The organism is Vreelandella neptunia (assembly GCF_034479615.1).
Classification (GTDB): domain Bacteria; phylum Pseudomonadota; class Gammaproteobacteria; order Pseudomonadales; family Halomonadaceae; genus Vreelandella; species Vreelandella neptunia.
The window spans coordinates 3008534-3033518 of the sequence record NZ_CP140255.1 but is presented as its reverse complement, the minus strand read 5'-3'; the positions used below and the strand labels follow the sequence as shown (position 1 = coordinate 3033518).

The window sequence follows — 24985 nt, the reverse complement described above, 5'->3', positions numbered from 1 at the left end:
CGTTTAAAAGCAGTCATCAAATCACTAAGGGGAACACCCATGCGACGATTATGGGTACTGCCTACCTCCCGGGCGGGCTGGGGGCTGTTAATTGCGTTTGTGGTGCTGGTGCTGGCGGGAACGTGGCCGGTGATTGGTTGGGTAAACAGGGCCACCTTAGTGATGGGCTTGCCTCTGTTAATGGTGTGGAGCTACCTGGTGATTTTTGCCTGCGTAGTGGTGATGCTGATCGGCAACCGCATTGTGGAGCGAGACGACCATGAATAGCCCTTGGCCACTGTTGATTACCTTGACCTATGTCGCCATTGCCATGGTGATTGGCCTACGCGCCAGAGCAGGGCGTTCCATGAATAGCTTGGAAGAGTGGGGCGTGGCGGGCCGCAGCATGGGGCCGGTGACGCTCTACCTGCTGATTGCCGCCGGTAGTGTGAGTGCTTACACCTTTATGGGAGCGCCCGGGTGGGCTTATTCCAAAGGGGTAGCGGTGTTTTATGTGGCGATTTATCTCTCGTATCTAGCGCTGGTCGCGTGGTATTTCGGCCCTAAAGTGTGGCAGTTCGGTGAGCAGTTTGGTCACGTAACTCAGGCAAGCGCCATTGCTGACCGCTACCAGAGCCCCGCACTGGGCGCACTGGCGGCAATTGTCATGGCGATTGGCTCCATTGCCTACGCAGTACTGCAAACCATTGGCTCAGCGTATATTTTGTTTGTGATGAGTGGCGGTTTGATTCCGATTTGGTTGGGGGTCGTGCTGGTGCTGGCCTGTATTGCGGTCTATCTCTACGCCAGCGGTCAGCGGGCGATTGGACGCACCAATGCCTTTCAAGGCGTGTTGATGTTGATCGTCGCCTGGGCCGTTGGCCTTTGGGCAGTGCACAGCGCTACAGGCGGGCTGAGTTTTGCTGGCGTGTTCGAACGTATTCAGGCCGAGCATAGCGAGTTTCTCACCCTGCCAGGCGCTGGCGGCGATATGAGCTTTAGCTTCTGGACGACCTCTATTATCGTTTCCATGTTCTCGTTTATGCCACCGGTATGGACGCAGTGGATGAGCGCCTCCTCGGCACGTACTATTCGTCGCAGTGCGACGTGGTTGCCCACTTACTACGTGGTGATTCTGCCCATGGTGGTTGTCGGCTTTATCGGTATTTTTTCGCTTCCTGAGCTGGACCGAGCCGATACCGTGGTGCTTGAGTACGCCATACAGCACTTGCCGGTGGTATTAGTCGGGTTGCTCGGCGCGGGTACTCTGGCGGCCTCTATGTCTTCCAGCGAGCCGTTTATTCATTCAGTATCGCTGTCGCTCAGCAAAGATGTGCTTCAGCCGGTGTTAAAACTCTCGGATGGCGTTACTGGCAAACTTGCGCGACTGCTGATTCTGCCCATTATGTTCTTCGTGGTCGCCCCCCTCGCCATTGCCGAGCCCGGCAGCTTGGTAATGATTCTGTTAGTGGGTCTTGGGTTTGCCTCTCAGGTGCTGCCTGCCTTTATCGGTATGTTCTTCTGGCCGCGGGCTTCTCGCTTGGGCGTAATGGTGGGCATCGTGGCGGGCTTTCTGATTACCGTGGTGTTTACGACTCTTTGGCCACACCCAATGGGCATTCACGCGGGGTTCTGGGGGCTGATGCTCAATCTGCCGGTTTTTGTCGCCGTCTCATTGATGACCCCTGCTACTCACGCTGAGGTGGTGGAGCGCTTCTTTCGTATTGCCGCCCCACGAGGTTTTACCCAGCGGGGATCTAGAGCTACGGTGTGAGGCTGACTTAATCTATTCATGGTTATCGACTACCTTTGTATCAACGTGTTTTTTTTGCATCAATAAAGGCAATTCGATGAGTCATGCATTGACTGGACATAACCGCCCTCAGCGGGTGATTGAGGCAACCCATCAGGCGAATAACGCCTTGCCAACGGCCACCCGCCAAGCCAAGTACGCCAAAATGGCTGCGTCGCCCTATCGCTTTTTCCGCGGCAGTAACCATTTGTACTGGAATGATGTATGGCACGATTGGCGCTTTGCCCTGTTTGGCGGCTGGCCGGAAACCCAAACCTGGCTACAGGGCGACGCCCACGTTTACAACTTTGGTGCCTATGGTCACCACGATGATCAAGTGCGCTACGGCATGGATGATTTTGATGATGCGCTGATTGGCGACTACCAATATGATCTGTGGCGGCTGGCTATCAGCGTCGTATTAGATGCTCGTGAAAATGCTGAGCTGGATCCAAAAGCGATTGATAAAGCGCTTAAAAAGTTAATAAAGGGCTATTACCAAACGTTGGCTGAGCACGTTGATAGCAATCCTGTGCACGCAGTGACCCTTGAAAGCGCAAAGGGACTGCTTAAGCCCTTTATGAGTAAAGTGGCCGATAAGCAGAGCCGTGCTCGCATGCTCGAAAAGTGGACGACCCTTGATGAGCAGCAAGGACGCCAGTTCGCCGAACGGCCTGGCAAGCTCGCTAACCTGCCGGCGGATGTGGCCAGCCAATTGCGCCGCTTAATTGAGCAGGAGTACCAGCAAACGCTGCAGCACGCTATTAAAGAGAGTGATCCCCACCATTTTCGTGTCAAAGATACGGCACGGCGTTTGGATGCTGGCACCGGTTCGTTGGGTGTCGAACGTTATTACGTCTTGATTGAGGGCGGCGTTGAGCACGAGCACGATGACATTATCCTGGATGTCAAAGAGCAGGTGCCGCCAGAAGCATTTCGATTAATGGATAAAAACCAGCAGCAGGCGTGGCGTAAGCTGTTTCCTAACGAAGCCATCCGCCACGCAGCTGCTTTTCACGCCATTGCCGAGCACCCAGACGCCTATCTCGGTTGGCTAACCATGAACGGAAAGGTGTTTTCGGTGCGCGAGCGCTCGCCGTTCAAGAAAGATTTTCCCACCCATAAACTCTCTGGCGGTAAGTCATACCGGAAGTTGGCACAGCAGTGGGGGGAAATTCTCGCCCGTGAACACCTGCGCGGTGCCCAGGCGCTTAACCAGGGTGACGCAACGCGCTTTGCCAAGGCCGTTGGCCAACGATTAAAAGGACGTGAAGACCTGTTTGTTGAGGTGGTTTCGACACTGGCGGTGGCTTATGCTGACTGCACAGAGCAGGATTACGCTGTGTTTATCGATCACTTTCTTGCGACGGGGGCTGCTTGATTCACCAATACCAGGAGTGGTTATTGAGGCTGCTGTTTACCGAACATGAATCCCTGCTCTTCAAGCGTATCTTCCCATACTACACAGCGGTTACGGCCGCTGTGCTTGGCTTGATAAAGTGCTTCATCGGCAAGTCGTAGCAATTTCTTAGGGTCTTGAGTGTGATCAGGATACGTTGCGACACCGCAGGAAAGCGTGATTTTCCGAAGAGGGGCTCCTTGATGGACAAATGCCTGATTAGAGATGGAGGTTAACAATGCCTTGGCGCGTGTCTCTGCAGCGATGAGAGAGGTAGCGGGTAGCAAGGCAATAAATTCTTCGCCCCCAAAGCGGCAGATCACGTCCGAATCTCTTAAGTTACGTCGCAATAATAGAGCGATTTCAACAAGCACGGCATCACCTGCGTCGTGTCCAAAATCGTCGTTAATCTGTTTGAAGTGATCCACATCCAGCATCAACACGGAAAGTTGGCTGGCATGCTGCTTAACGCGTTGGCACTGGTGTTCGAATGCTGTGTCGAAATGGCGTCGGTTGTGCAGGCCTGTTAACGGGTCTTTGCGTGAAAGTCCTTCCAACTCTTGAACTAACCGGTCGAGATCGGCGGTGCGCGCCGCTACCTGCTGCTCAAGGGTCTCATTGGCCGTGGCAAGCTGTTGCTGTGTATGCCGGTAGTGCCACAGAAAAATAGCCGCGTTAGCCAAAGAAAACGCCAGTGTGCCGTAGCTCAAGGGCACACTGCGCCAGCCCACAAAACCGTGGGCTACCGCCATATCGGCTAGCAGCAGCGGGGCAAAAAAAGTAAAACTCACTACCAGAAGCCGTTGTCCAAGGGTTAGCCGTTGAAAACGCATGAGCGCAAGTGCCAGCATTACCGGGAGCGATACGGCCAGCATCACATCAAAAATGGGGAAGGTTAATGACAGGCTCACCATCCCCAATTGAACCAATCCAATGGCCAGCACCAGATATATTAAATGGATAACCCATAAGTGCGTTATCCAGCGCTTTGCGGTGCCTTCCAGCCAGTAGCTGAGCAATAGTCCTAAGGCCACCGGCAAGGTGTAGTAGCTACCCGCACGTAGTGTGTCCCAGGCCAATGGGTTATCGGCAATGAATTGGCGTGCTGGAGTCTCCGCAAGTAGCATCAGCCCTGAAGCGTAGGCAAACAACGCAATAGACCCGAAACCGCGACGTTCGGGGCCTATTAACGCGAAAATGGTGGCCAGGATAGCGAGTACCAAGACCAACGCGCTGACGCCGAGATCCTGAGCAGAGTCATGGATAACTTGCTTAAGAACCTCTATGCGCTCCATTACCTGGACTTGGCCCCATAAGCCAATACTGGTGTAGTAAGAGTAAAAGCGAAAGGTGAGCGTCTGGCCGACAGCATCTTCTGGTAGGTCAATCATGTGCCATGGCCATCCTGCAAAATCGCCTTTGCCATGATCGTCAAATTCACCATATTGATAGATAAGTTTATCACCTAGATAAACTTGCCCAATCAAATTGATACTGGTGATAAAGAGGACTGGGTCGTTCCAGTCTCCGGCGGGCACTGTAGTGCGTAACCAGAGGTGCTCGTGCCCGTCGCGCCCGGGAGGGTTAGAAGGAGAGTCAATCGACTGCCACCCTGTTGAGTCGCTTAGCAGCCATTCAGGACGTCCATCGGCATCGGAAGGCGAGTCGCCCCAGCGATACTCCCAGCTCTGAAGAGGCTGTGGCTGAGCAGCAGCTTGGAGGCTACTTGGAAGCATCACCAGGATGACCAATAGTAGAAGTAGCTGAGCATAGTGACGTAGGACAAGCCAGCGTGGCAGCATGATGGTCGTACTCACCTCTTAATCATAATACTTCTACTAGCCAGCGCTTCTATCTTGTTCATACACAAGGGCTGGAGCACGAATAAGCAAGTACTTATTTTAGGCGATGGCGATCTCCCATCACTCAAAAAAAGCTGAGGGGTTAAAACGTTGTGGCTGGGGATCTTTCGCCCCAGCCGAATCGTGCTTTATACCAACAATATTAATAGCACTAAGCATGGTCGTATTGAAATAGTACTTTTTAAACGCTCAAGCAGTCATTATTAATCACTACAGCGTTAATTGCCGCCTGCCGCGCCGCCGACGATTCCGCTGCGAAGATTGTTCTCATTGGTGTGGCCTTTTTTAAGGTGATTAGCCACAGTGTCCTCCGGCGAACCGGCCATTTCTCGGAACATGCCCATAGAGCCAAGCAGGGCAGAGGATTCGTAGGGCACAAATACCCGCTCGCCATCTCTCGCCATATTGGGTAATACCTTGATGTAGCTCTGACCGAGCAGGTAGCCCACTACGGTGCGCTTATTCTCTTCGCTATCGCCAATGGCACTAAGCACCAGTTTAATCGATTCCTGCTCACCCTGGGCGCGCAGAATAGCTGACTCTTTGTCACCTTGAGCATTAAGAATTGAAGATTCACGCTGGCCCTGGGCCATGGCAATCGCCGCTGATTTTTCACCTTCAGCTTCGGTCACGGTGGCACGGCGCTTACGCTCGGCGGCCATTTGCAGGCGCATAGCGGTTTCCACTTCTTCCGGCATGGCGATGTCCTGCACTTCGACACGGGATATTTTGACCCCCCATTTAGACGCAGGCTCTTCCATGGCTGCCTGTATTTCGTTATTCACTTCAGCCCGAGACTCAAACAATTTATCCAGCTCCATTTTGCCGACCACCGAGCGCAGCGTGGTTTTCGCCAGTACTTCGACGGCCTGGCTCATATTCTCTACCTCATAGACGGCGCGCTTAGGGTCGATAATTTGGTAGTAGAGCGCACCGTTGATACGCACAGTGACGTTATCCGTGGTAACGACCGGCTGACCGGGGAAATCCATGACCGTTTCGCGGCGGTCGATGCGGGTTTCGTCGGTGGTGATGGCGGTATAGTCCTCACCCATTTTGCGATAACGCAGCATGGTGATTGCGCGGGGCTGTTCGATAAACGGAATAATGATGTTAATGCCGCTTTCTAAGACGCGGTGAAACGAACCTAGGCGCTCAACCACCATCACTTCTGATTGGCGAATTATAATCAGGCCCTTGGAAATGATCAGAACCGCGATCACGACAATAATGAGGCTTATTAATAAGCCTGGGCTTATAGGTAGATCCATGGTTAAGGCTCCTTGCGTTGGGAATTGTCATCTTGCAGGGTGACGTCAGCAGGCTGATGTAGTGTGACCAGCGCAGTGGTACCTTCAAAACGTCTAAATACGACCGGTGTGCCGTCAGGTAGCTCGGTTTCACCGCTATCAAGTACGCGTAAACGGTAGAAGTCGCCGTTGACCTTAATGCCCGTGGCATCATCAAAATCTCGGCGCAGTGTTATGTAGTGATTGCCTTTTTCTACGCCTGTACCTGTTGTGCCATAAGCAACACCGCGGGGAGAGAAGCGCGGACGAATGACCATAATGCAGATCGGCAGCAGTACCCCGGTAAAAACTCCCATGCTGAGCAATTGCCAAGGAAGTGTTAACCCAAGCGCAGTAACGGCCGCTGTTAGCGCAGCGGCAATACCCAGTGCGAGTAGCACCATCGCGCCAGAAGTCAGCTCTGCCAAACTCAGCAACAAGGCGAGTACAAGCCAGCTATAAGCCGGGCTCCAGTCCATAGCAGTGTTACTCCCTCGTGAATGAAAGTGTTAATGACAATTAGGTTAGCGTAACCTAATTATGTGAACTTATCTCGCTTAGGCCGCAAGCGAGTTTTTTGGTGCGAGCATATCCTCTGAAGGGTGCTATCCTGCCTGCCTTTAAAGATAGCGAGCATAAAGGAGAAGGTCGTGTCGGGCGTGGTCTATTGGCTGGATATGGCGGGTGTCATCGTGTTCGCGCTGTCGGGCGTGATTTTGGCGTGCCGGTCGCGGATGGATCCGATCGGCATGCTGGTGCTGGCGGCAGTGACCGGTATTGGCGGGGGCACGCTGCGGGATTTAGTGCTAGGTATCAGGCCGGTCTTTTGGGTGACGGATCCAGCCTACCTGTGGGTGATTTTAGCCACAGTGGGTTTGTCGTTGATGGGCTTTCACTATATCCACCGCCTGTCGAGGGGCTTTTTACCGATCGCCGATGCGTTTGGCTTGGCGCTGTTTACTGTGATTGGTACTCATAAGGCACTGCTGCTGGGCAGCTCGGGCACGGTAGCAGTCTTGATGGGCATGATGACGGGTGTAGCAGGCGGGATGATACGCGATGTGTTGGCTCAACGAGTGCCCATGGTGCTTCGCGAAGAGGTCTACGCGACGGCAGCGATGGCCGGGGGCATCGTATACGTGGCGCTACATGCCCTGGATGCGCCGCTGACCATGGCGATTGCCGCCTCACTGAGCGTCACCCTTGGACTGCGTTTGGCGGCGATCCATTGGCGCTTGGCGTTACCGGTCTTTGCCTGGGTCACGGTGCCGCCGAAACCTCATGATGAGGCGGCATCACCGCTCTCTACGCCGCAAAAAGCCAAAGAGCGGGTGAGGATGATTCGCCGTGAGCGCAAAAAACGCTAAGGGCGAATCGGAAGAGACTACCGATTAGGGCTTAGGGAGCGGTTCGCCTCCCGCCAGCGGTCAAACCAGCGGCGTGGTTGAAAAACGCGCAAGGTTGGTTCGCTGTCCTCCAGTTCGACCCCTAATCCAAACACGCCAAGGCGGGCATAAAGCGCGCCGTTTGCGCTGCGGTTGGCCAGAGTGACATCAGAAAGCAGCAGCAGCGGGCCACCGGTGAGCGCCAAGTCCCTAAGGCTGATCTGCTCGCCGCTGATTTCTAGCTGCGCGATGCCTTCTATATCGTGAACATTCAGCAGTCGCCCAAGCCAGTCGCTGTCCCTTGCACGGGCTAAAAATAGCCGGGCAAGTAAGCCAGTATCGCGCATCTCAAGGCGTAGCTGGCTGGCTAGACGGATAGGGTCTTGCCACGCCAGCTGCGCATCCAACATGGAAAGCGTTACCCACCAACCGGCATCCGGCGAACCGTTTTCACTCTGGCGATTAACATTCTCCAGGCGTAATACAGAATTATTGGCGGTGAAGCGACGTGTTTCCAGGTCTCCCTCGGTTAGCTCTAGATAGAGGTGCAAATCGCCGCGTAGCCGCTGATCCAGCAACGCTAACTCTGCGCCAAAGGCACGCAGGGTGATTTCGCCTTGGGCGTTTAAACCTTCCAGCAGCCACTCGCTTTCCAGGCTGGCTTGCCCGTCCAGCAACCTAATACCCGCGCCTTCGGGCAGGTAGCGGTTGTAGCGGGTGAAATCGGGCACCTCAGTAATTGGCAGCGCGATGCGGGTGATAAAGTGCTCCGGCTGGGGAGATTCAAGCACATCGCTGAAGCGCTCGGTTTGCGTGGTGAGAGCAAAGTGGCGACCTTCCAGGTGCGGGCTATCATCACCTTGGTGACTCAAAGCAAAGCGGGGGATGCCAAGCGAGAGCTGGGCCTGCTCGGTACTATCCAATTGGGCGGTAAGCTCACCACGCCCAGTGGCGAGATAGTCTAAAAACGAGACTTCTAGCTGGTCGGCGTTGACCCGCAGCCGTGTGGGTGCCAGCAAGCGGTTATCGCGAAAGGCGCCCTGAGCGAAGAGTTGGCCTTCGCCCGCGATGGCCAAGCCATGTGCATCCGGTAGAAAAGCATTTAAAAAGCCTAGCCGCTGCACGCTTCCTTCCAGTGAAAACTGACCGCTTGGCACGTTCGCTTGGCGTTGAAAACGACCGTTATCGAGCACTAATATGCTCTCTAAGCGCTCGCTAGGCAGGTCAGCATCGGCCACTTGCCAGCTCAACCGGGTGCCGCTGATATTCAGCGCTGAGCCATCCACCTCCGCCTGTTGAATGGGGAGGAAAAGCTGCATATCGCTGGTTAACGTGCCGACTTGTTCGCCGCGCTGCCAGCGAGTGGTCAGTCCGCTGCCGGCTAAATGCACCTCTCCGCTGAGCTGCTCCGACGCCATGGTGAGCTGGCCGTGGCTGGCGGCTTGCCCGCCAAGCAGTTGTAGTGGCGCGGGGGTAGGTAAAATGGCGTTTAAATAGGGTTGCAAAACGTCGATATTGGGCAGGCGTGCAGATCGCCAGCTTAATGTTGCAGATGCCTCTTCGCGGGCTGTTTGTGGGTCTTGAGGGCTCGATGCCACGATGTTGATGTCGGCTTCATCGAGCAATAGACGCTCTTGGTGGTGCAACGTGGCGTCGGTAAAGTTAAGCGTTGCTTCAATAACTTCTTGTGGCGTTAGCTGGGCATCTAGTGAGCCGCTACCTTGGGCAATGAATTCACGTGTATCTGCTGCCAGTGTCGGCGCTTGAACACTCAGTTGGGCGTCATAAAGGCGCGATTGGCGAATACTCGCCGCGGCCTCAATTTGGCCATGGCCGGAAAGGTGAATGCCTTTTGGTTCAGAGCTCTCTCCTGCAGCTATCTGTGCTTCAGTAGCCTCTCCTTCAGTACCTTCTCCTGCATAATTTTGTCCTTCTACACCTGGTGAAATATATCGATCCAGCATATCCATTCGGGTGATATCGCCTTGCAAGGCGAGTGTTGCTGAGGTGGGAAGGTCGAGTAGATCCAGGCGCTTATTGGGAATTTGGGTAGCAAGGCGTAGCTCGCCGTGCTCTGCGTAAGGAGACGTGTCGGCTAGCTCAACATCGGCTAGCTGCGTTGAAAAATGTAGTTGATCGTTCTCAACCGCCAAGCGCACTTGGCCCTCACCCGTAGCCGTATGGCGAGGCGGAGGGGCATCCGGCAGTATCCAGCGAGGCGAGTCAGTTGGCGCACGTAAGCGCTGCTCATCCACGGTTAAGCGCAGCACGGGTGCGTCCAACATAAGTTCGCTACCGGGTCGTAACTTGCCAGCGATTAGCTCCAGTTCTCCCGTCAGTGCCCCGCGCCCCTCCAGGGTTAGCCAGGGCAAGGCATCCAGGTAGGGCATAAAGACATCCCAGGCATCCGCCTGGGCATCCAAATGAAGCTGTGCGGAGAGCGCTGCCAGTAGGTCGGGGTTCAACTCGCCGCTGTTAACATTGACAGGGGTTATCGTTTTGAGCGACGCATCAGCGTTAAGATTGATAGCGCGCACCAGGGTTGCTTGATCGCTTAGGCGAACTAAACGACCATTAGTGATAGCGAGAGAAACATGAGGGATCGCGAGTGTGTCGCGACTTAAGGTGGTCTCTGCGACTTGTAGCTCGCCGTCGGCTTCAAGTGCGATGTCACCAACGGTCAGGCGGCGAATACCCACAGCATCGAGTGCATCGATATGCAGCTCGCCGCGCAACAGGGCCAGTAGCGAGAGCGAAAGGGTGGCGCGTTCAGCCTCAATCGAAATCGGCAGCGCCTCATCTTCACGAGCTAGATACAGCCCCTCTACTTCCCAGCGGCCTGGGTGTCGGCTAATACCTTGCTCCCAGCGAATATCGATGCCCTCAAATTGTGAAATGTGCGCGGGCAGCCACTGGCTATTAAGCAGCCAATAGCTGCCCGCCACCCAAACCAGGATGATAAACAGTAGGCCAATCAATACCCTCAGCAGCAGGCGAGGTAGGTGATTTTTACGAGTGTTCGCGTCTGGCATAGTAGCTTCCCTAGCAGATAACTCCTGTTGGGGCGTGTTTTATGGCATTATGCGCGGCGTTGGGCAGTGACGGGTTTTCGATTTCAACGCTAGGCAGGCAACAAACGCCATGTTCAAGGATTTTTACACGCAGCGCGGAGAGTATGTAGTGATCTCTGCAGAGCAGGCCAGTCGCTTCGCCAAAGGCGTGGCGGGTGACTACAACCCTATTCATAACCCGGATGCACGCCGTTTTTGTGTGCCCGGTGATCTACTGTTTGTACTGATACTCACAAAGTTTGGGTTGTCGCGGCAAATGGAATTTCGTTTCACCAACATGGTGGGCGCTGACACGCCGCTGAAGTTTAGTGAAGCAGACGACGGCACTCTTCACGTTAGCGATGAGAGCGGTAAATGTTATTTACAGGTAGTGCGTAGTGGCGACATTACCCACGATCCCGACGTGGTGGAAGCCTTTGCGCGTTGCTATGTAGCATTTTCAGGCAAAAATTTTCCACACTATCTCAAACCGCTGATGGAAGAGCATGGGGTCATGTTTAACCCCAAACGCCCACTGGTGATCTACGATAGTATGGGATTTTCACTCGAGCGTCTGGATGGCTTTTCGCCTGGCTTAACGCTGAACCACTCTTCGCTAGAGGTGCACGGTAAGCGTGCCGATGCGCTGCTGGAGTTCTCGATTGAGTCAGCCGGGGAGGCCGTTGGAGTGGGCTCTAAAAAGCTGGTCGTGAGCGGCCTTTGCGACTACGACGCCGATGAAATGGCCGCTATTGTAGAGGAGTTTTATCGTCTCAAGGCCGCCTACGAATCGGCCTAGTGGTCAGTGGGCAGGTATCAACCCGCCAATGGCATTACATCGACTTCGACTTCCAGACGGTGCTCGCCGCCCCCGTTCATAACGCCTTTGAGCGGGGCGACATCGGCGTAATCCCGCCCCCAGGCCAACACCGGATGTTGCTCGCCAGCCACGGTGCCGTTGGTGGGGTCTAGGGCAAGCCATCCCCATTCGGGAATCCAGGTAGCCAGCCACGCATGGGAAGCATCTGCGCCTATAAGTCGTGCTTGCCCAGGCGGCGGCTGAGTTTCTAAATAGCCGCTGACATAGCGTGCGGCGAGGCCTACTGAGCGCAACGCCCCAATCGCCAGGTGAGCAAAATCCTGACAGACGCCGCGCCGGTTGGCGAGTACCTCGCTTAGCGGTGTCGCTAGCGTTGTAAAGCTGGGGTCATACTCAAAGGTTTTGTAAATCAGTTCATTAAGCGCTAAAGCTGCCTCAACTATCGGTCTGCCTGGGGTAAAGCAGCTGTGGGCAAAGCTGGCTAGCTCGTCGTTACGGCGAATAAACGGCGAGTCGAGGCGGTAAAGTTGAATGTCAAAGCTTTTGTTTTGGCCAAGCTGCTGAGCAGCCTGTTCCCACGTAGTTGAGCTGGTTGGTAGCGCCGCTAAGGGTTGCGTGCTCAGTGGCGTGACTACCGTCACATCTAGCGTTTGATGGACATCCTCCATGGCGAAATAGAGCACTCGATTACCGAATACATCGCGGCGCTCCATCTGCACCTGCGGCGCGGGGCTTATCTGCAGTTCCGAGGCACCACACTGCTGGTGCGGCGTTCTGCGGGGCAGCACCCGCGCTTCACTATGGCAAAGTGTGACCGGGGCGCTGTAGTGGTAGCGGGTGGTATGGCGCAGCGTGTAGTTCATGCATCGGCCTCCATGCTGACTAACTGGCGCGGCCGCTCCACGTGGCTGAAATGGCTCTGGCTAATGGCTTCAGAAAGCGCGTTTAAGGGTTCAATCAACGCATCCAGCAGTTGCTCTAGGGCATCTTGCGCCTCTGGCGTATCGGCCAAGTGGCTTAATCGATCAATATCGGCCAAGTGTAGCGCGGCATTGGCCTGAATTAACAACCGTCGCTCAGCGTTGCGGTAGGGCGATGAGCTACCGGGCAGGCGATCCATCTGACGCTCAATGCGCTTGAGCATATAGCCCACCGAGCGGGGATTGGTTTCATCAAACAGCAGTAGATCCAGAATCGCCGCAGGGTGAAGCTCGCTGCGGTAGCGGCGGCGATAGGCGGTAAAGTTATCGGTGGTGGCGAGCACCACTTCCCACAACGCTAGCCCCGGCGAATGCGGCGCATTGAGAGTAAGCTTGAGCAGCGACAGCAGCCCCAGCACGCGATCCAGGAAGCGGCCGATATCCATAAACCGCCAGCCGTAGTGATGCGGCATGGTTTCGTTACACAGCCCGAAGAAGGCAGCTAGCTGAGCAGACAGCCCTTCACAGGCGCGCCGCGCCGCGCTGGCCCCTAAGCTGGGGTTAAAGGTGGCCATGCGCTGACGCAGTTGGTGCACCACCCGCCAGGAGTCGTCGCCTAAATGGTCGCGCACGCTGCGTGCGTTGCGCATCAACTGTGCAAAAAGTGGCTGCAATGCCTGGGGATCTACGTCATCAAATTGGGCCAGCAGCGCGGTGCGCTTTAGATCAAAGCCAATCAGCGGTGCCTGTAGCCGCAGTTCGTCCTCTTTGTTTAGCGTGGTGATATCCAGCGCTAGCAGGAGTTCATCGAGCAGTTGATCGGCGATCTCATCCTGGTCGTACTCCATCAGCCTGAGCAGCGCTTCTCGCAGCAGTCGCGCACGGGTGTCTAATCGCTCTCCGTAACGGCCTAACCAGAATAGGCTTTCGGCGACTCGACTGGGTAGGTCAGTGCCGTCACGGGTAGCCACCACCGGGCCACGGGCCTGACGGAGCTGGCTAACGTGGGGCTGGGGAGAGGCCGCCGTAACCCAAACATCCTTAACGATGGTGCTGCTTAGGGATGGCAAGCCAGGCTCACCAACCCAGGCTAAACCTCCGGGCATTACTTGGTACTCGCCTGCCGCACTATTTTTAGCGGCAGTGCTGCTTTTTGTAGTGGCATTGGGTGTGCGTGTCACAAAGCAGCGAAGATTGAGCGTGGTGGGCTCCAGATGCTGCAGGTGGCTATCAAAAACCGGCGCAGTGGCTGGTTTCGTCGTGGCATCGGCGTTGGGCAGTAGCAGGGTCTCACCCAGCAGATGCTCGCACAGCATCGGTAAGTAGTCCGCTAACACCGGAGCTTCCAAAATGCCCACCCCCAAGGCGTTAGATAGCGCCACGCCGCCTGCGCGCATGGCCTGTAGAAGCCCAGGTACGCCCAACTGCGAATCGCCGCGTAGTTCCAACGGGTCGCAGTAAGCGTCGTCGCAGTGGCGCAGTATCACATCCACTGGCTGCAAACCGCCCAGGGTGCGCAGCCACACCTGGGTATCACGAACGACCAAATCCTGGCCTTCAACCAGCGCAATATTAAGGTAGTTGGCTAGATAGGCGTGCTCAAAATAGCGTGGGCTCCCCGGCCCCGGCGTTAATAAGATAAGCGTGGGGTTATCACGATGCTGATAGGCCATGGCGATCAGCGTGCGGTGGTGTAGGTCAAGAAAACCCGCTAACCGCTTTAATGGCGCATTGCGGTACATATCCGGCAGGGCGCGGGCCATCAGTATGCGGTTTTCAAGCGCAAGGCCAGTACCGGATGGCGCCTGTAGTCGGTCTGCCATCACCCGCCACTGGCCCTGAGTATCCTGAATCACATCCACGCCGTGAAAAACAATCGGCGCGCGGTCATTGGGTAACGACTGGTGGCAGGGCAGTAATAAATGCGCTGAGACGAGCAGTTCCTGGGTGGGTAGCAGCCCCGCCTCAAAGAGCGTTTTGGGCCCATAGATATCGTCGTAGAGGGCGCTCAGCAGACGACTGCGCTGTATTAACCCTGCTTCTAATGCATGCCACTGTGCTTCATCAATCACCCAGGGTAGCGGGTCGAGCCGCCACGAACGCCCCTGGGTTTCATCATGCATATTAAAAATTACGCCGTTTTCAGCTAATAGGCGCTGAATCTCGTCATGCTGCTGGTGACGCCCCGTCGGGCCCAAGCCTTCTAATGAGCCGATTAAGTTTTGCCAGCCAGGGCGTAACTGCCCCTGGCCATCGAGCATGGCGTCAAACGTGCCGGGCTGTCCCTTGCCTAGCTGGTGTAAGTAATCCTCAACGAGCCCGTTAGCCACGGGCGCGAGAAGTGAGGGAGAGACAGGGGCCGTCATTATCCTTGTAATCCTGAGAAGTAGGTGGCGGATTATCCTGTACTGGGCGCTAAGAGAAAAGCATTAGCTTAGGAAACCTCTGATTCACTATTGCGCTTGCCCATACTGCGTTGAAATTAGACTCAAAATGCTCATTTACCCATGTAAACTCCGCTTTTTCGACTAATTTCGCCTTGTCTGGCCTGCGCTCATGACGTTAATCAGAGGCTCCTTAGTTAAAAATGTTAGCTAGGCGTCCAACGCAGGTCGAGGGTCTGCGGCAGTTCCAGGCTTGGGGTTTCCAGCTTGGGAACCTGATGGCCATGGCGATGACCGCTGTCACTAAAACGCCCCAGTCTTCGCGCTTCGGCTTCAAACGCATTGACCGGGAAGGTATCGAAATTACGCCCTGTGGGGTGCACCACGTAGTAAGTGCAGCCCGCCACTGAGCGCTGGTTCCAGGTGTCGATCACATCAAACACCAGCGGCGCGTGAATGGGAATTTGCGGATGCAGCGCCGAGGGCGGCTGCCAGGCGCGGTAACGCACCCCGGCCACCGCTTCGCCGTTTCTGCCGGTAGCTGAAAGGGGCACCCGGCGGCCGTTGCAGGTCACCACATAGCGGTCACCGCTCATACCGCTGACTTTGACTTCCAGGCGTTCCACTGAGGAGTCGACGTAGCGTGCAGTGCCGCCAGCGGAGGCTTCTTCGCCCAATACATGCCAGGGTTCGATGGCTTGGCGCAATTCGATATCCAGCATGGGGGTGTGCAAGCGACCGTGTAGCGGGAAGCGAAACTCCAGAAAGGGGGCGAACCACTCCAGGTCAAAATCGAAGCCGTGGTGGCGCAAGTCACTCAGTACGTCGTCAAGGTCACTCCACAGATAGTGGGGCAGCATCCAGCGATCCTGTAACGCGCTGCCCCAACGCACCGGTTTGGCCCGGTAGGGCGTTTTCCAGCAGCGGGCTACCAGTGCGCGGATCAGCAGCATCTGCATCAGCCCCATACGGGCGTGGGGCGGCATCTCAAAGCCGCGGAGTTCCAGTAAGCCAAGGCGACCGCTGTCGCTATCCGGCGAATAGAGCTTGTCGATACAGAACTCGGCGCGGTGAGTATTGCCGGTTAAGTCGGTGAGCAGGTGGCGCAATAAGCGATCGACCAGCCAAGGCTGTACCACTTCCCCTTCGGGCATTTGTTGAAGGGCGATTTCCAGCTCATAGAGGGCTTCATGGCGAGCTTCATCCACCCGCGGGGCTTGGCTGGTGGGGCCAATAAACAGACCTGAAAACAGATAAGACAGACTCGGGTGGTGCTGCCAGTAGGTGACTAAACTGGCGAGCAGATCCGGACGACGCAAAAACGGTGAGTCGTCAGGCGTCAACCCGCCCAGGGTGACGTGGTTGCCACCGCCGGTGCCGGTATGGCGCCCATCCAGCATAAATTTCTCGGTGCCCAGGCGGGTTTTTCGCGCTTCTTCATACAGCCGTTCGGTTTGTGCCACCAGGGTTTGCCAACTGGCCGCGGGCATAATGTTCACTTCGATCACGCCGGGGTCAGGGGTGATCATAAAGTTTTCCAGGCGCGGGTCTCTCGGCGGTGAGTAACCCTCTACCATAACCGGGCAAGCGAGTTCCTTAGCGCACTCCTCAACGGTACTCAGTAGGTCAAGGTAGTGCTCTAAGCTGGTCAGCGGCGGCAGGAAAATATGCAGGCGGCCATCCCGCGGTTCCACACATAGACTGGTGTGAATGACGCTACTTTCCCGGTCGATGTTTGCCCGTGGCTGCTGTTGAACGGCTTCGCCTTCCGGATGCGATGGGCTAGGGTGGCTTGAGCGACCCAGGCGTTCGGCATCGCTGATATGCAGCTGTTCGGCGTTGCGGCGGGCGACTTCGCCGTGAATATCGCCCAGTTCAGGCCGGGGGGCGAACAGCGATTCAGGCTGTGGCTGCTCCTCTGGGTCGGCCCAGGGCAGCGCTGAAAGCGGTAAGCGTAGGCCCATGGGCGAGTCACCGGGCACCAGGAATAAGTGGTCGCGCTTGAGCGGCCAGCGGCCGCTCTCCCAGCGGTGAGCTTGGCTGATCGAGTGGCGCAGCGGCAGGGCGTAGCCCACCACTTCGTCCAAGCCTTGCTCTAACAAACGAGCTAAACGGTGGCGTTCGGCGTCATCTTTGAGATTGGCTTCCCGCGGATCCACATTGACGGGCAGCGACTGCTCTTTCCAGAGGTAGTAGTAGGCATCCTCAAACGCCGGAATCCAGTAGCGTTCCGCCACCCCCAAGCGTTCGCTAAGGGCCTTGGTGAAGCGATGCGCCATCGCATTATCAACGTCTACCTTGGGGGCGCCTTCCATACAGGCCAGCCACTGGGGATCTCGCCATAGCGGCACGCCATCTTTACGCCAGTAGCAGGCTAGCGCCCATCGGGGCAGCGGTTCACCGGGGTACCACTTGCCCTGCTGTTGCTGAATGGCGCTGCCGGGCGCATAGGCGGCCTGCAGCCGGGTTAGTAGTGCCTCGGCGCGTTCGCGCTTGTGCTCGCCTAGCGCTTCGGTGTTCCACTGTGGGCTCTCCATATCGTCGATGGATACGAAGGTGGGTTCGCCCCCCATGGTGAGGCGTACGTCCTGCTGCAAGAGTTCGGCGTCCACTTGGTCTCCCAAGGCGCAGATGCGCTGCCACTGTTCATCGCTATAGGGCTTGGTGACCCGTGGATCTTCATGGATGCGCTCGACCTCCATGGTGACATCAAAAGTGACTTCACACTTATCCGAAAATCCGGTGATGGCCGCGGCGCTACCGGTCGTCGGAGTGGCGGCGAGGGGAATGTGTCCTTCGCCAGCGAACAGGCCCGAGGTGGGGTCGAGACCTACCCAGCCAGCGCCGGGCAGGAAGACTTCGGTCCAGGCGTGCAGGTCGGTGAAGTCCACCTCGCTGCCGCTGGGGCCGTCCAGCGCTTTAACATCGGGTTTGAGCTGAATGAGATAGCCGGACACAAAGCGTGCAGCGAGGCCCAGATGGCGGAAAATCTGCACCAGCAGCCAGGCGCTGTCGCGGCAGGAGCCGCTGGCGAGTGTCAGTGTTTCTTCGCAGCTCTGAACCCCGGGCTCCAGGCGCACCAGATAGCCGATGTCGTCCTGTAGACGTTGATTAAGCGCGACCAGGAAGTCGACGGTGGTAGTTGGTTCGCGGGGCACGGCTTTGAGCCACTCCAACAGCCGCGGCCCTGACTCGGTGATTTCAAGATAGGGGCTTAGTTCTTGGCGCAGCGCTTCTGGGTAAGCAAAGGGAATCGTTTGCGCAATATCGTCCAAGAAGAAATCGAACGGGTTAATCACCGTCATCGGGGCGATTAGCTCGACGGCAATGGTTAGCTCTTTGCGGGGTTCAGGGAACACCACTCGGGCATTGAAGTTGCCAAACGGATCCTGTTGCCAGTTTAAAAAGTGGTCATCGCCGGAGAGTTTGAGCGAGTACGCTTCGATATGAGTGCGGCAATGGGGCGCCGGACGCAGCCGAATAACATGGGGCGAAAGACGCACCGGACGGTCAAAGTGGTAAGTCGTACGATGATACAAGGCAACGCGAATGGTCATGGGCCACCCTCAAAAGAGCCGCTATTAATCGGCTGGTCGGTTGGGTTAAGGAATAACCGAACGTTTCGCAAGTATCGTTCCACTTTTACTATTTTGCAGCCGCTATCTTAACTAAGACGTTTAACTAAAGTGGAAATCGCGTTATGCACCAACTTGATGCCACTTGTGCGCACCAAGATAGGGCGTAAAGGCGCTTTAAGTAGCTCTTGCTCCCTGTCACGTAGTGTTTAAGTAAGCGAGCGTTGAAATATCGCAAAAGATGGTACGCATTTTGCTCTCAATTGTTTGATTGTTTTGCACGCGGCAGGCCTACACTGAGCATTAAGCAAGTTGCCGCTTACACCCCCAGCGCCAGGAGAGCGCCCATGAGCCAAGTGAATTGGAATAACTATGCGTGTCGTGATTACTACGATGAGCTGATGGCCGCACCCGGACAGCCACGTGACTCTGCGGGTGAGTTGTGCAACATGTTGGCAAGGTTCAGCGCCGAGGAGTTAGCTGAGCGGAAAACAGCGGCGGAGATCGCGATCCGTACCATGGGGATTACCTTCACCGTCTATTCTGAAGGCGCGATGATTGATCGCGCCTGGCCCTTTGATATTGTGCCGCGGATTATTCCCGCCAGTGAGTGGCGTAAAACCGAGGCGGGCCTTAAACAGCGCGTGCAGGCACTGAATCTATTTATCGATGATCTCTACCACGATCAAAAGGTCATTAAGGACAAAGTGTTGCCTGCCGAGGTGCTGGCACAGTCGGTTAATTTCCGCCCCCAGTGTGTCGGCATTAATCCCCCTCACGGCGTATGGGCCCATGTGTGTGGCTCCGACCTCGTACGCGATGGCGATGGGACGCTCTACGTGCTGGAGGATAACTTACGCATTCCTTCCGGCGTCTCCTACATGCTGGAAAACCGCAATGTCACCAAGCGGGTGCTGCCGGAGCTGTTTGCCTCAGGCAAAATTTTGCCTGTTGATGATTATGTCGCTCAGCTATACGACATGCTGGCGGCGATGTCGCCAAGGCACGGGGATGACCCCCAGGTAGTAGTACTAACCCCTGGGATCTACAACTCTGCCTACTTTGAGCACGCCTATCTTGCCCAACAAATGGGTGTCGAGCTGGTGCAGGGAAGTGATCTACTCGTTGATGACGATGATGTGGTGTACATGCGCACCGTGGAAGGGCTGCGTCGGGTCGATGTTATTTACCGCCGGGTAGACGATGAGTTTCTCGACCCGGAAGCGTTTAATCCTGAATCCATGCTGGGGGTAGCGGGCCTAATGCGTGCCTGGCGGGCAGGGAAAGTAGCACTCGCCAATGCGCCGGGTGCCGGTGTGGCGGATGACAAGGTCGTTTACGCCTTCGTTCCCGCGTTGATTCGCTACTACCTCGACCAAGAGCCGCTGATCCCCAACGTGCCCAGCTATCTGTGTATGTTCGAGGACGACCGCCGTTACGTACTTGACCACCTGGATGAACTGGTAGTGAAACCGGCCAATGAGTCAGGGGGCTACGGCATGCTGATTGGCCCACGTTCAACCAAAGAGACCCGCGAAGAGTTTGCCCGCTTGATAGAGGCGAATCCGCGCAACTATATGGCGCAGCCCACCCTGGCACTATCAACTACGCCTACGCTGGCGAATGGCTTGGCGCAGCCGCGCCATGTGGATTTACGCCCGTTCATACTCTCGGGTCCTGAAATTCATGTCACCACCGGGGGCTTAACACGGGTGGCATTGGTTGAAGGGTCGCTAGTGGTGAACTCTTCACAAGGTGGCGGCAGTAAAGATACCTGGATTGTAGAAACCGACGATAAGGCGGCAGCGGCCGCGGTGAAAGGAGTCTAATGCCATGCTGTCACGCGTTGCAGAGAACCTCTACTGGATGGCGCGCTATATCGAACGAGCGGAAGATACAGCGCGCTTACTGAGCGTCAATAGCCACCTTATGCTCGATTTGCCGGGTCGCTTACCGCTTGGTTGGGCACCGCTTATCGAAATGACCGGCAGTCTGGAAGCCTTTACCGCACGCCATACCGACTTTGATGAACGCAATGTCGTGCACTTTTTATGCGCCGATACCGACAATGATATTTCGATTATCTCCGCGCTTGCCAGTGCCCGTGAGAACCTCAGAACCACCCGGGATGTGGTGCCCCGGGAGATTTGGGAAGAGGTTAACCAGCTCTATCTGAGCGTCGCCGATCATGCCGAAAACGGTGTTAGTCCACGCCGTCGCGATAGCTTTCTTAAAAGCGTTATTCGTGGCTGCCAGACGCTGACGGGCTTGATTGAAGGCACGCTAAGCCATGGCCCTGCGCGCACCTTTATTGAGCTGGGGCGCCAGTTAGAGCGGGCCGATATGACCACCCGTATTGTGGATGTGCGCTCCGCCAGTCTGCTGCCGCAAAACCCTGAAGAACTGCTACCGTTTGAGAACCTGCAGTGGATGAGCGTGCTCAAGTCGCTAACTGCTTACCAAATGTACCGCCAGCAGGTGCGCTTGCGCGTGCGTGGCCCCGATGTATTGCGCTTTTTGCTGCAGGATCCTAACCTGCCGCGCTCGATTGCCTGCAGCCTCGAAACCCTGGGTCATGAGCTGTCCCTACTGCCACGCCAGGATCGTCCGGCGGCAACCGTTTCGCTGGTGCGCGCCGATGTGGTAGATGCCGATATCCAGGCGCTGGCGCATTCCCCCCGCAAGCTGCACTTGTTTATCGACGAGTTGCAGATCGGCTTTGCCGCTATCCACGATACGCTTAGCGCAACCTACTTTGTGAATGACGACAGCGTGCCACGCGTCACACATACCCAAACCCAGAGTCAGAGCCAGAGTCAAAGCCACGCGGGGGATAACGATAACGACTAACCGGCGGGAGAGTCGTGCCCTAGCGGGCTGGCGGCCTGCACGATTTGATGCAGGTATGCCAGCTTCTCGCGCACCGCCGGGGCAAGCACTCCTGGGGCCAAATCGAGCAGGCCCATATCCCGGTTGAGCTCATTCACCGCCATCCCTACCTGATGAAAGGCAATCAGCATGCTCTCCAGACTGCCGTCGTACTCAACGTGGGTAATGCCCATGTGCAGTGCGGTATCCAACACGGCGACCATATCCAGGTAATAGGCAAATGTTTCGGCAAAATCTTCCCAGGGGTGCATGGTGGCGTAAGCGGAGATGAAGTAATTAGGCCAGTCGCTGGGCGCCCCCTGCTGGTAGTAGCGCTCTAACGCTTCAGCATAGGTTGGCCGGTGGTGGTTGCCAAATACCGCACGGCAATTCTCTTCATCGCGATCCTTAACCAATACATCCCAGTAGTAGTGGCCGATCTCGTGGCGGAAGTGACCAATCAGCGTGCGGTGGGATTCATTCATATCGACCCGCAGGCGCTCGCGCTCAACGTCGTCGGCTTCTTTGACGTTGATGGTGATATGGCCCGATGCATGGCCGGTATACACCTTTTCTTGCTTGGCAGTGGAGCGCCATAAGCCCTGGTCGGGCAGGGCATCGGCCATAAATGAGAAGCTTAATGGCACACTAATGTCATCGTCTTTGGTGCCGTGGGGAAGTTTAAGTAAATCCAGGGTATGAAAAAGGCGCCGTTTCGCCGCCTCTAGTGCCGCCCAGCGTTCGCGATGGCCGGCAATATTGAGGTCGGGTATGACTTCGTTGTAACGACAGCAGTCGCAGAGCGTGTCTGCTTGGCCGTGCTCCATCACCACCAGACGGTTGCACACATTTTCAACGGCGTAGTTGTGGCACTTCAGTAGCGCCGTATCGCAACCTGGGTGAGTACAGCGATAGCCACCGTTATCCATAGGCTCAATGGCCACGATATTGCTACAAGCAGGGCACCAGCCTACTTGTGACTGACAGGCAAGGCAGTGGGTGTTTTCGTAGAACAGCGGATTGCCACAGCGGCAGCTAAAGGTCTGCATAGATAAATCCCTGTGTTTAAACACGAGCTTTCGCCGCGGGCGATCCGCAAGTCTGCGGCACACTGATTAGCCGAAGCATAGCCAGCGCGACGCTACAATGGAAAGGCTAATTGACGTCTTGCTACAGATTTTGTTTACTCACGAGATACTTAGTTGACGTTAACGTCAACTTGCTGCTATACCCTGTGTACTTGTCTTACCGCGATGAATTTTAAAAACAGCTTTTTTAACACTCGCACCCATAACAACCACAACCATAAATAGGAGCAATGCTATGTCCGTTCGCGAAATTCCCATGTATATCGATGGTCAGCCCGTGAAGTCGCAAAGCCAGGAATGGCGCGACGTGGTCAACCCCGCGACGCAAGAGGTGGTGGCTCGTGTGCCGTTCTGTACCGCTGACGAAGTGGAGCGTGCCATCAGCAGCTCTAAAGAGGCGTTCAAGGAGTGGCGTAAAGTGCCGCTGGGTAAGCGCATGCGCATTATGCTCAAGCTGCAGGCGCTGATTCGCGACAATACCGCTGAACTGGCGGCACTTATCACCGAGGAGCACGGTAAAACCCTGCCCGATGCGGAAGGCGAAGTGGGGCGTGGTCTGGAAGTGGTAGAGCACGCTTGCTCGATTACCTCGCTGCAGTTGGGTGAATTAGCTGAGAATGCGGCCAATGAGGTGGACGTTTACACCATGCACCAACCGCTGGGTGTGGGGGCGGGGATTACTGCCTTTAACTTCCCGATTATGTTGCCCTGCTTTATGTTCCCGCTGGCGATTGCCACCGGTAATACCTTTGTTCTTAAGCCCTCCGAGCAAGATCCAAGTTCCACCATGCGCTTAGTGGAGCTAGCCCACGAAGCGGGTGTCCCTGCGGGCGTACTCAACGTGGTGCACGGTGGCCCAGACGTGGCCAACCAAATCGCTGATCATCAGGATATCAAAGCGCTCTCGTTCATCGGCTCCACCCACGTAGGGTCACTGCTGTATAATCGGGCAGCAGCAGCGGGCAAACGTATGCAGGCGATGATGGGCGCCAAGAATCACTGTGTGGTGATGCCCGATGCTAACCGTAGTCAGGCGATCAATAACCTGCTGGGCTCAGCCTTTGGCGCTGCGGGCCAACGCTGCATGGCAAACTCGGTGGTGGTACTGGTCGGGGAGGCGCGCGAGTGGTTAAGCGATATTGTCGATGCGGCGCGAGCAATGAAAGTAGGCCCAGGCACCCAGCTCGATGCGGATTTGGGACCACTGGTGTCTCCCGCTGCCCGTGACCGTGTACTGCGGTTAATCGATGCAGGGGAGAAAGAGGGCGCCAAACTGATGGTCGATGGTCGTAAGGTCGAGGTAGAGGGTTACCCCAACGGTAACTTCGTGGGGCCGACCCTGTTTGCCGATGTAACCGCCGATATGACGATTTACCGGGAAGAGATTTTTGGCCCCGTGCTGTGTGTGGTCAGTGTTGAAACCCTGGATGAGGCGATTGCCTTTATCAATGCCAATCCTAACGGCAACGGTACCTCCATTTTTACTAACTCAGGCTGGGTTGCGCGCCGGTTTGAAACCGATATCGACGTTGGACAAATTGGTATTAACGTGCCAATCCCTGTACCGGTCGCATACTTCAGTTTCACTGGTTCAAGGGCTTCAAAATTGGGAGATTTGGGCCCTAATGGTAAGCAGGCGATTGCGTTCTGGACACAAACAAAAACGGTGACAGCGCGTTGGTTTGAACCAGAAAATGTTTCCAGCGGTATCAATAGCACAATTTCACTGGGCTAAAGAACGCTTCCTGTATTAACGAAAATTGGCCCTGTATAAAAAACAGGGTCAATTGACGGAAGCTTACTGGCTGTTCTGGCTTAAAAATTATCGAATAAAGGCAGGCTTTCTTCGAGCAGTTGCTCGATGGGGCCGAGCTGGCTTTCATGTAACACTAAAAGCGACTCCTCATGTATGAAGTTGTCAGCGGATGGAACCAGCAGGGCGAACTCACCCTCTTCAAGGTGAAATTCGTGTATTTCACGCATACCCAGCGGTGTCATGCACTGCGTGCAGCGGTAGTTGTCATCTTCGCCATAAATCAGCCGGTGGTACATCTTAAACAGCGTATATAGAGCTAAACCGCCTTCAAATGCTGGCCATCTCGCTGGTGTTTCGCGAATGTCGCTATTTAGATCTTGCCCCTCGGCTTCGGCCTCTGCAATGGCATCGGCGAGTGGCGCAGCAAGAATGGCGTTTTTGTCAGCAGGGAGCGGCGTGTTGTGCTTCGAGGCGTGTTCGAAGTCCTGTACCGCGCGCTTGAAGTCAGACACTCCGCCGAGGGAGTAGTCGACATGCTGTAGGTCTTCTGGCTCAAAGCCGCCGTTTTCCCAGCCATGGATAACACGGAGTGTCATTTGACCCCGTTTCATTGGGCGGGCAAGCAACATATGCAGCATGATACGAATGTGCAGCTGACGCTCATCGGTATCATTTTCGAACGCTCGATAGGGGTCAGCAAACAGCTCATGCAGCCGACCAGGGGTATGTTCCTTGGCTTCTTTTTGGTTCATGGCAGTGTCCCTTTGAACGAACTGTTTATTAAGAGTAACGCGCGGTTTTTATCACAGATCGATGTA

At 55.7% G+C, this 24985-nt stretch carries 17 protein-coding genes; 8 read left to right on the top strand and 9 right to left on the bottom strand.

Features of this window, described 5'->3' with window-relative positions; all coding sequences use genetic code 11:
• The first annotated feature begins 39 nt into the window (after nucleotides 1-39).
• From SR894_RS14135 to SR894_RS14125, 3 genes are all read left to right on the top strand, one after another.
• Entirely contained in the window at nucleotides 40-267 is a 228-nt protein-coding gene (locus tag SR894_RS14135) for a hypothetical protein (protein WP_133730043.1), read from the top strand.
• Nucleotides 260-1753 carry a sodium:solute symporter family protein gene (locus SR894_RS14130; RefSeq protein ID WP_133730044.1) on the top strand — a complete coding sequence of 498 codons (1494 nt, stop codon included), beginning with the start codon at nucleotides 260-262 and terminating at the stop codon, nucleotides 1751-1753. Before SR894_RS14135 ends, SR894_RS14130 begins: the two co-directional genes overlap by 8 nt.
• A 76-nt stretch (nucleotides 1754-1829) precedes the next feature.
• Nucleotides 1830-3152, top strand: a complete 1323-nt coding sequence (locus tag SR894_RS14125) for a DUF2252 domain-containing protein (RefSeq protein WP_133730045.1) — start codon at nucleotides 1830-1832, stop codon at nucleotides 3150-3152.
• Nucleotides 3153-3172: 20 nt separating this feature from the next.
• Here SR894_RS14125 and SR894_RS14120 read toward each other — a convergent pair whose 3' ends face one another.
• The 3 genes from SR894_RS14120 to SR894_RS14110 all read right to left on the bottom strand — a co-directional run bounded on the left by SR894_RS14120 (nucleotide 3173) and on the right by SR894_RS14110 (nucleotide 6800).
• A complete protein-coding gene (locus SR894_RS14120) occupies nucleotides 3173-4987 on the bottom strand; it encodes a GGDEF domain-containing protein (RefSeq protein WP_244286468.1) in 1815 nt (604 codons plus the stop codon).
• 263 nt (nucleotides 4988-5250) lie between these two features.
• The gene (locus SR894_RS14115; protein WP_223288596.1) at nucleotides 5251-6303 is read right to left on the bottom strand and encodes an SPFH domain-containing protein; all 1053 of its coding nucleotides are present in this window, start codon (nucleotides 6301-6303) and stop codon (nucleotides 5251-5253) included.
• Between the two features lie 2 nt (nucleotides 6304-6305).
• Nucleotides 6306-6800 carry an NfeD family protein gene (locus tag SR894_RS14110; RefSeq protein WP_133730046.1) on the bottom strand — a complete coding sequence of 165 codons (495 nt, stop codon included), beginning with the start codon at nucleotides 6798-6800 and terminating at the stop codon, nucleotides 6306-6308.
• A gap of 171 nt (nucleotides 6801-6971) precedes the next feature.
• On the opposite strand from SR894_RS14110, the gene SR894_RS14105 reads away from it, so the two are divergent.
• On the top strand, nucleotides 6972-7688 hold the full coding sequence (locus SR894_RS14105; protein WP_133730047.1) for a trimeric intracellular cation channel family protein: 717 nt from the start codon (nucleotides 6972-6974) through the stop codon (nucleotides 7686-7688).
• A 17-nt stretch (nucleotides 7689-7705) separates the two neighbouring features.
• On the opposite strand, the gene SR894_RS14100 is transcribed toward SR894_RS14105, so the two are convergent.
• Nucleotides 7706-10738, bottom strand: a complete 3033-nt coding sequence (locus SR894_RS14100; RefSeq protein ID WP_133730048.1) for a translocation/assembly module TamB domain-containing protein — start codon at nucleotides 10736-10738, stop codon at nucleotides 7706-7708.
• Nucleotides 10739-10847: 109 nt separating this feature from the next.
• Here SR894_RS14100 and SR894_RS14095 point away from each other — a divergent pair, with 109 nt between their 5' ends.
• Nucleotides 10848-11555: a DUF3581 family protein gene (locus SR894_RS14095; protein WP_133730049.1), complete on the top strand. Its 708-nt coding sequence runs from the start codon at nucleotides 10848-10850 to the stop codon at nucleotides 11553-11555.
• A gap of 17 nt (nucleotides 11556-11572) precedes the next feature.
• Here SR894_RS14095 and SR894_RS14090 read toward each other — a convergent pair whose 3' ends face one another.
• From SR894_RS14090 to SR894_RS14080, 3 genes are all read right to left on the bottom strand, one after another.
• A complete protein-coding gene (locus tag SR894_RS14090; RefSeq protein ID WP_133730050.1) occupies nucleotides 11573-12439 on the bottom strand; it encodes a transglutaminase family protein in 867 nt (288 codons plus the stop codon).
• A complete protein-coding gene (locus SR894_RS14085; RefSeq protein WP_133730051.1) occupies nucleotides 12436-14862 on the bottom strand; it encodes a circularly permuted type 2 ATP-grasp protein in 2427 nt (808 codons plus the stop codon). Before SR894_RS14085 ends, SR894_RS14090 begins: the two co-directional genes overlap by 4 nt.
• A 224-nt stretch (nucleotides 14863-15086) precedes the next feature.
• Nucleotides 15087-18437: a transglutaminase family protein gene (locus tag SR894_RS14080; RefSeq protein WP_223288595.1), complete on the bottom strand. Its 3351-nt coding sequence runs from the start codon at nucleotides 18435-18437 to the stop codon at nucleotides 15087-15089.
• A gap of 365 nt (nucleotides 18438-18802) precedes the next feature.
• Between SR894_RS14080 and SR894_RS14075 the strand changes: the two genes are divergently transcribed.
• Complete coding sequence (locus tag SR894_RS14075) at nucleotides 18803-20284, top strand: circularly permuted type 2 ATP-grasp protein (protein ID WP_133730053.1); 1482 nt, start codon at nucleotides 18803-18805, stop codon at nucleotides 20282-20284.
• A gap of 4 nt (nucleotides 20285-20288) precedes the next feature.
• The gene (locus SR894_RS14070) at nucleotides 20289-21305 is read left to right on the top strand and encodes an alpha-E domain-containing protein (protein ID WP_133730054.1); all 1017 of its coding nucleotides are present in this window, start codon (nucleotides 20289-20291) and stop codon (nucleotides 21303-21305) included.
• Here SR894_RS14070 and SR894_RS14065 read toward each other — a convergent pair.
• Nucleotides 21302-22372 (bottom strand): zinc-binding metallopeptidase family protein, encoded by a 1071-nt coding sequence (locus SR894_RS14065; RefSeq protein ID WP_133730055.1) that lies wholly within the window; start codon nucleotides 22370-22372, stop codon nucleotides 21302-21304. The genes SR894_RS14070 and SR894_RS14065 overlap by 4 nt on opposite strands.
• 274 nt (nucleotides 22373-22646) lie before the next feature.
• Between SR894_RS14065 and SR894_RS14060 the strand changes: the two genes are divergently transcribed.
• Entirely contained in the window at nucleotides 22647-24146 is a 1500-nt protein-coding gene (locus SR894_RS14060; protein ID WP_133730056.1) for a CoA-acylating methylmalonate-semialdehyde dehydrogenase, read from the top strand.
• A gap of 80 nt (nucleotides 24147-24226) precedes the next feature.
• On the opposite strand, the gene SR894_RS14055 is transcribed toward SR894_RS14060, so the two are convergent.
• A complete protein-coding gene (locus SR894_RS14055; protein WP_133730057.1) occupies nucleotides 24227-24919 on the bottom strand; it encodes a hypothetical protein in 693 nt (230 codons plus the stop codon).
• Between the last annotated feature and the right edge of the window lie 66 nt (nucleotides 24920-24985).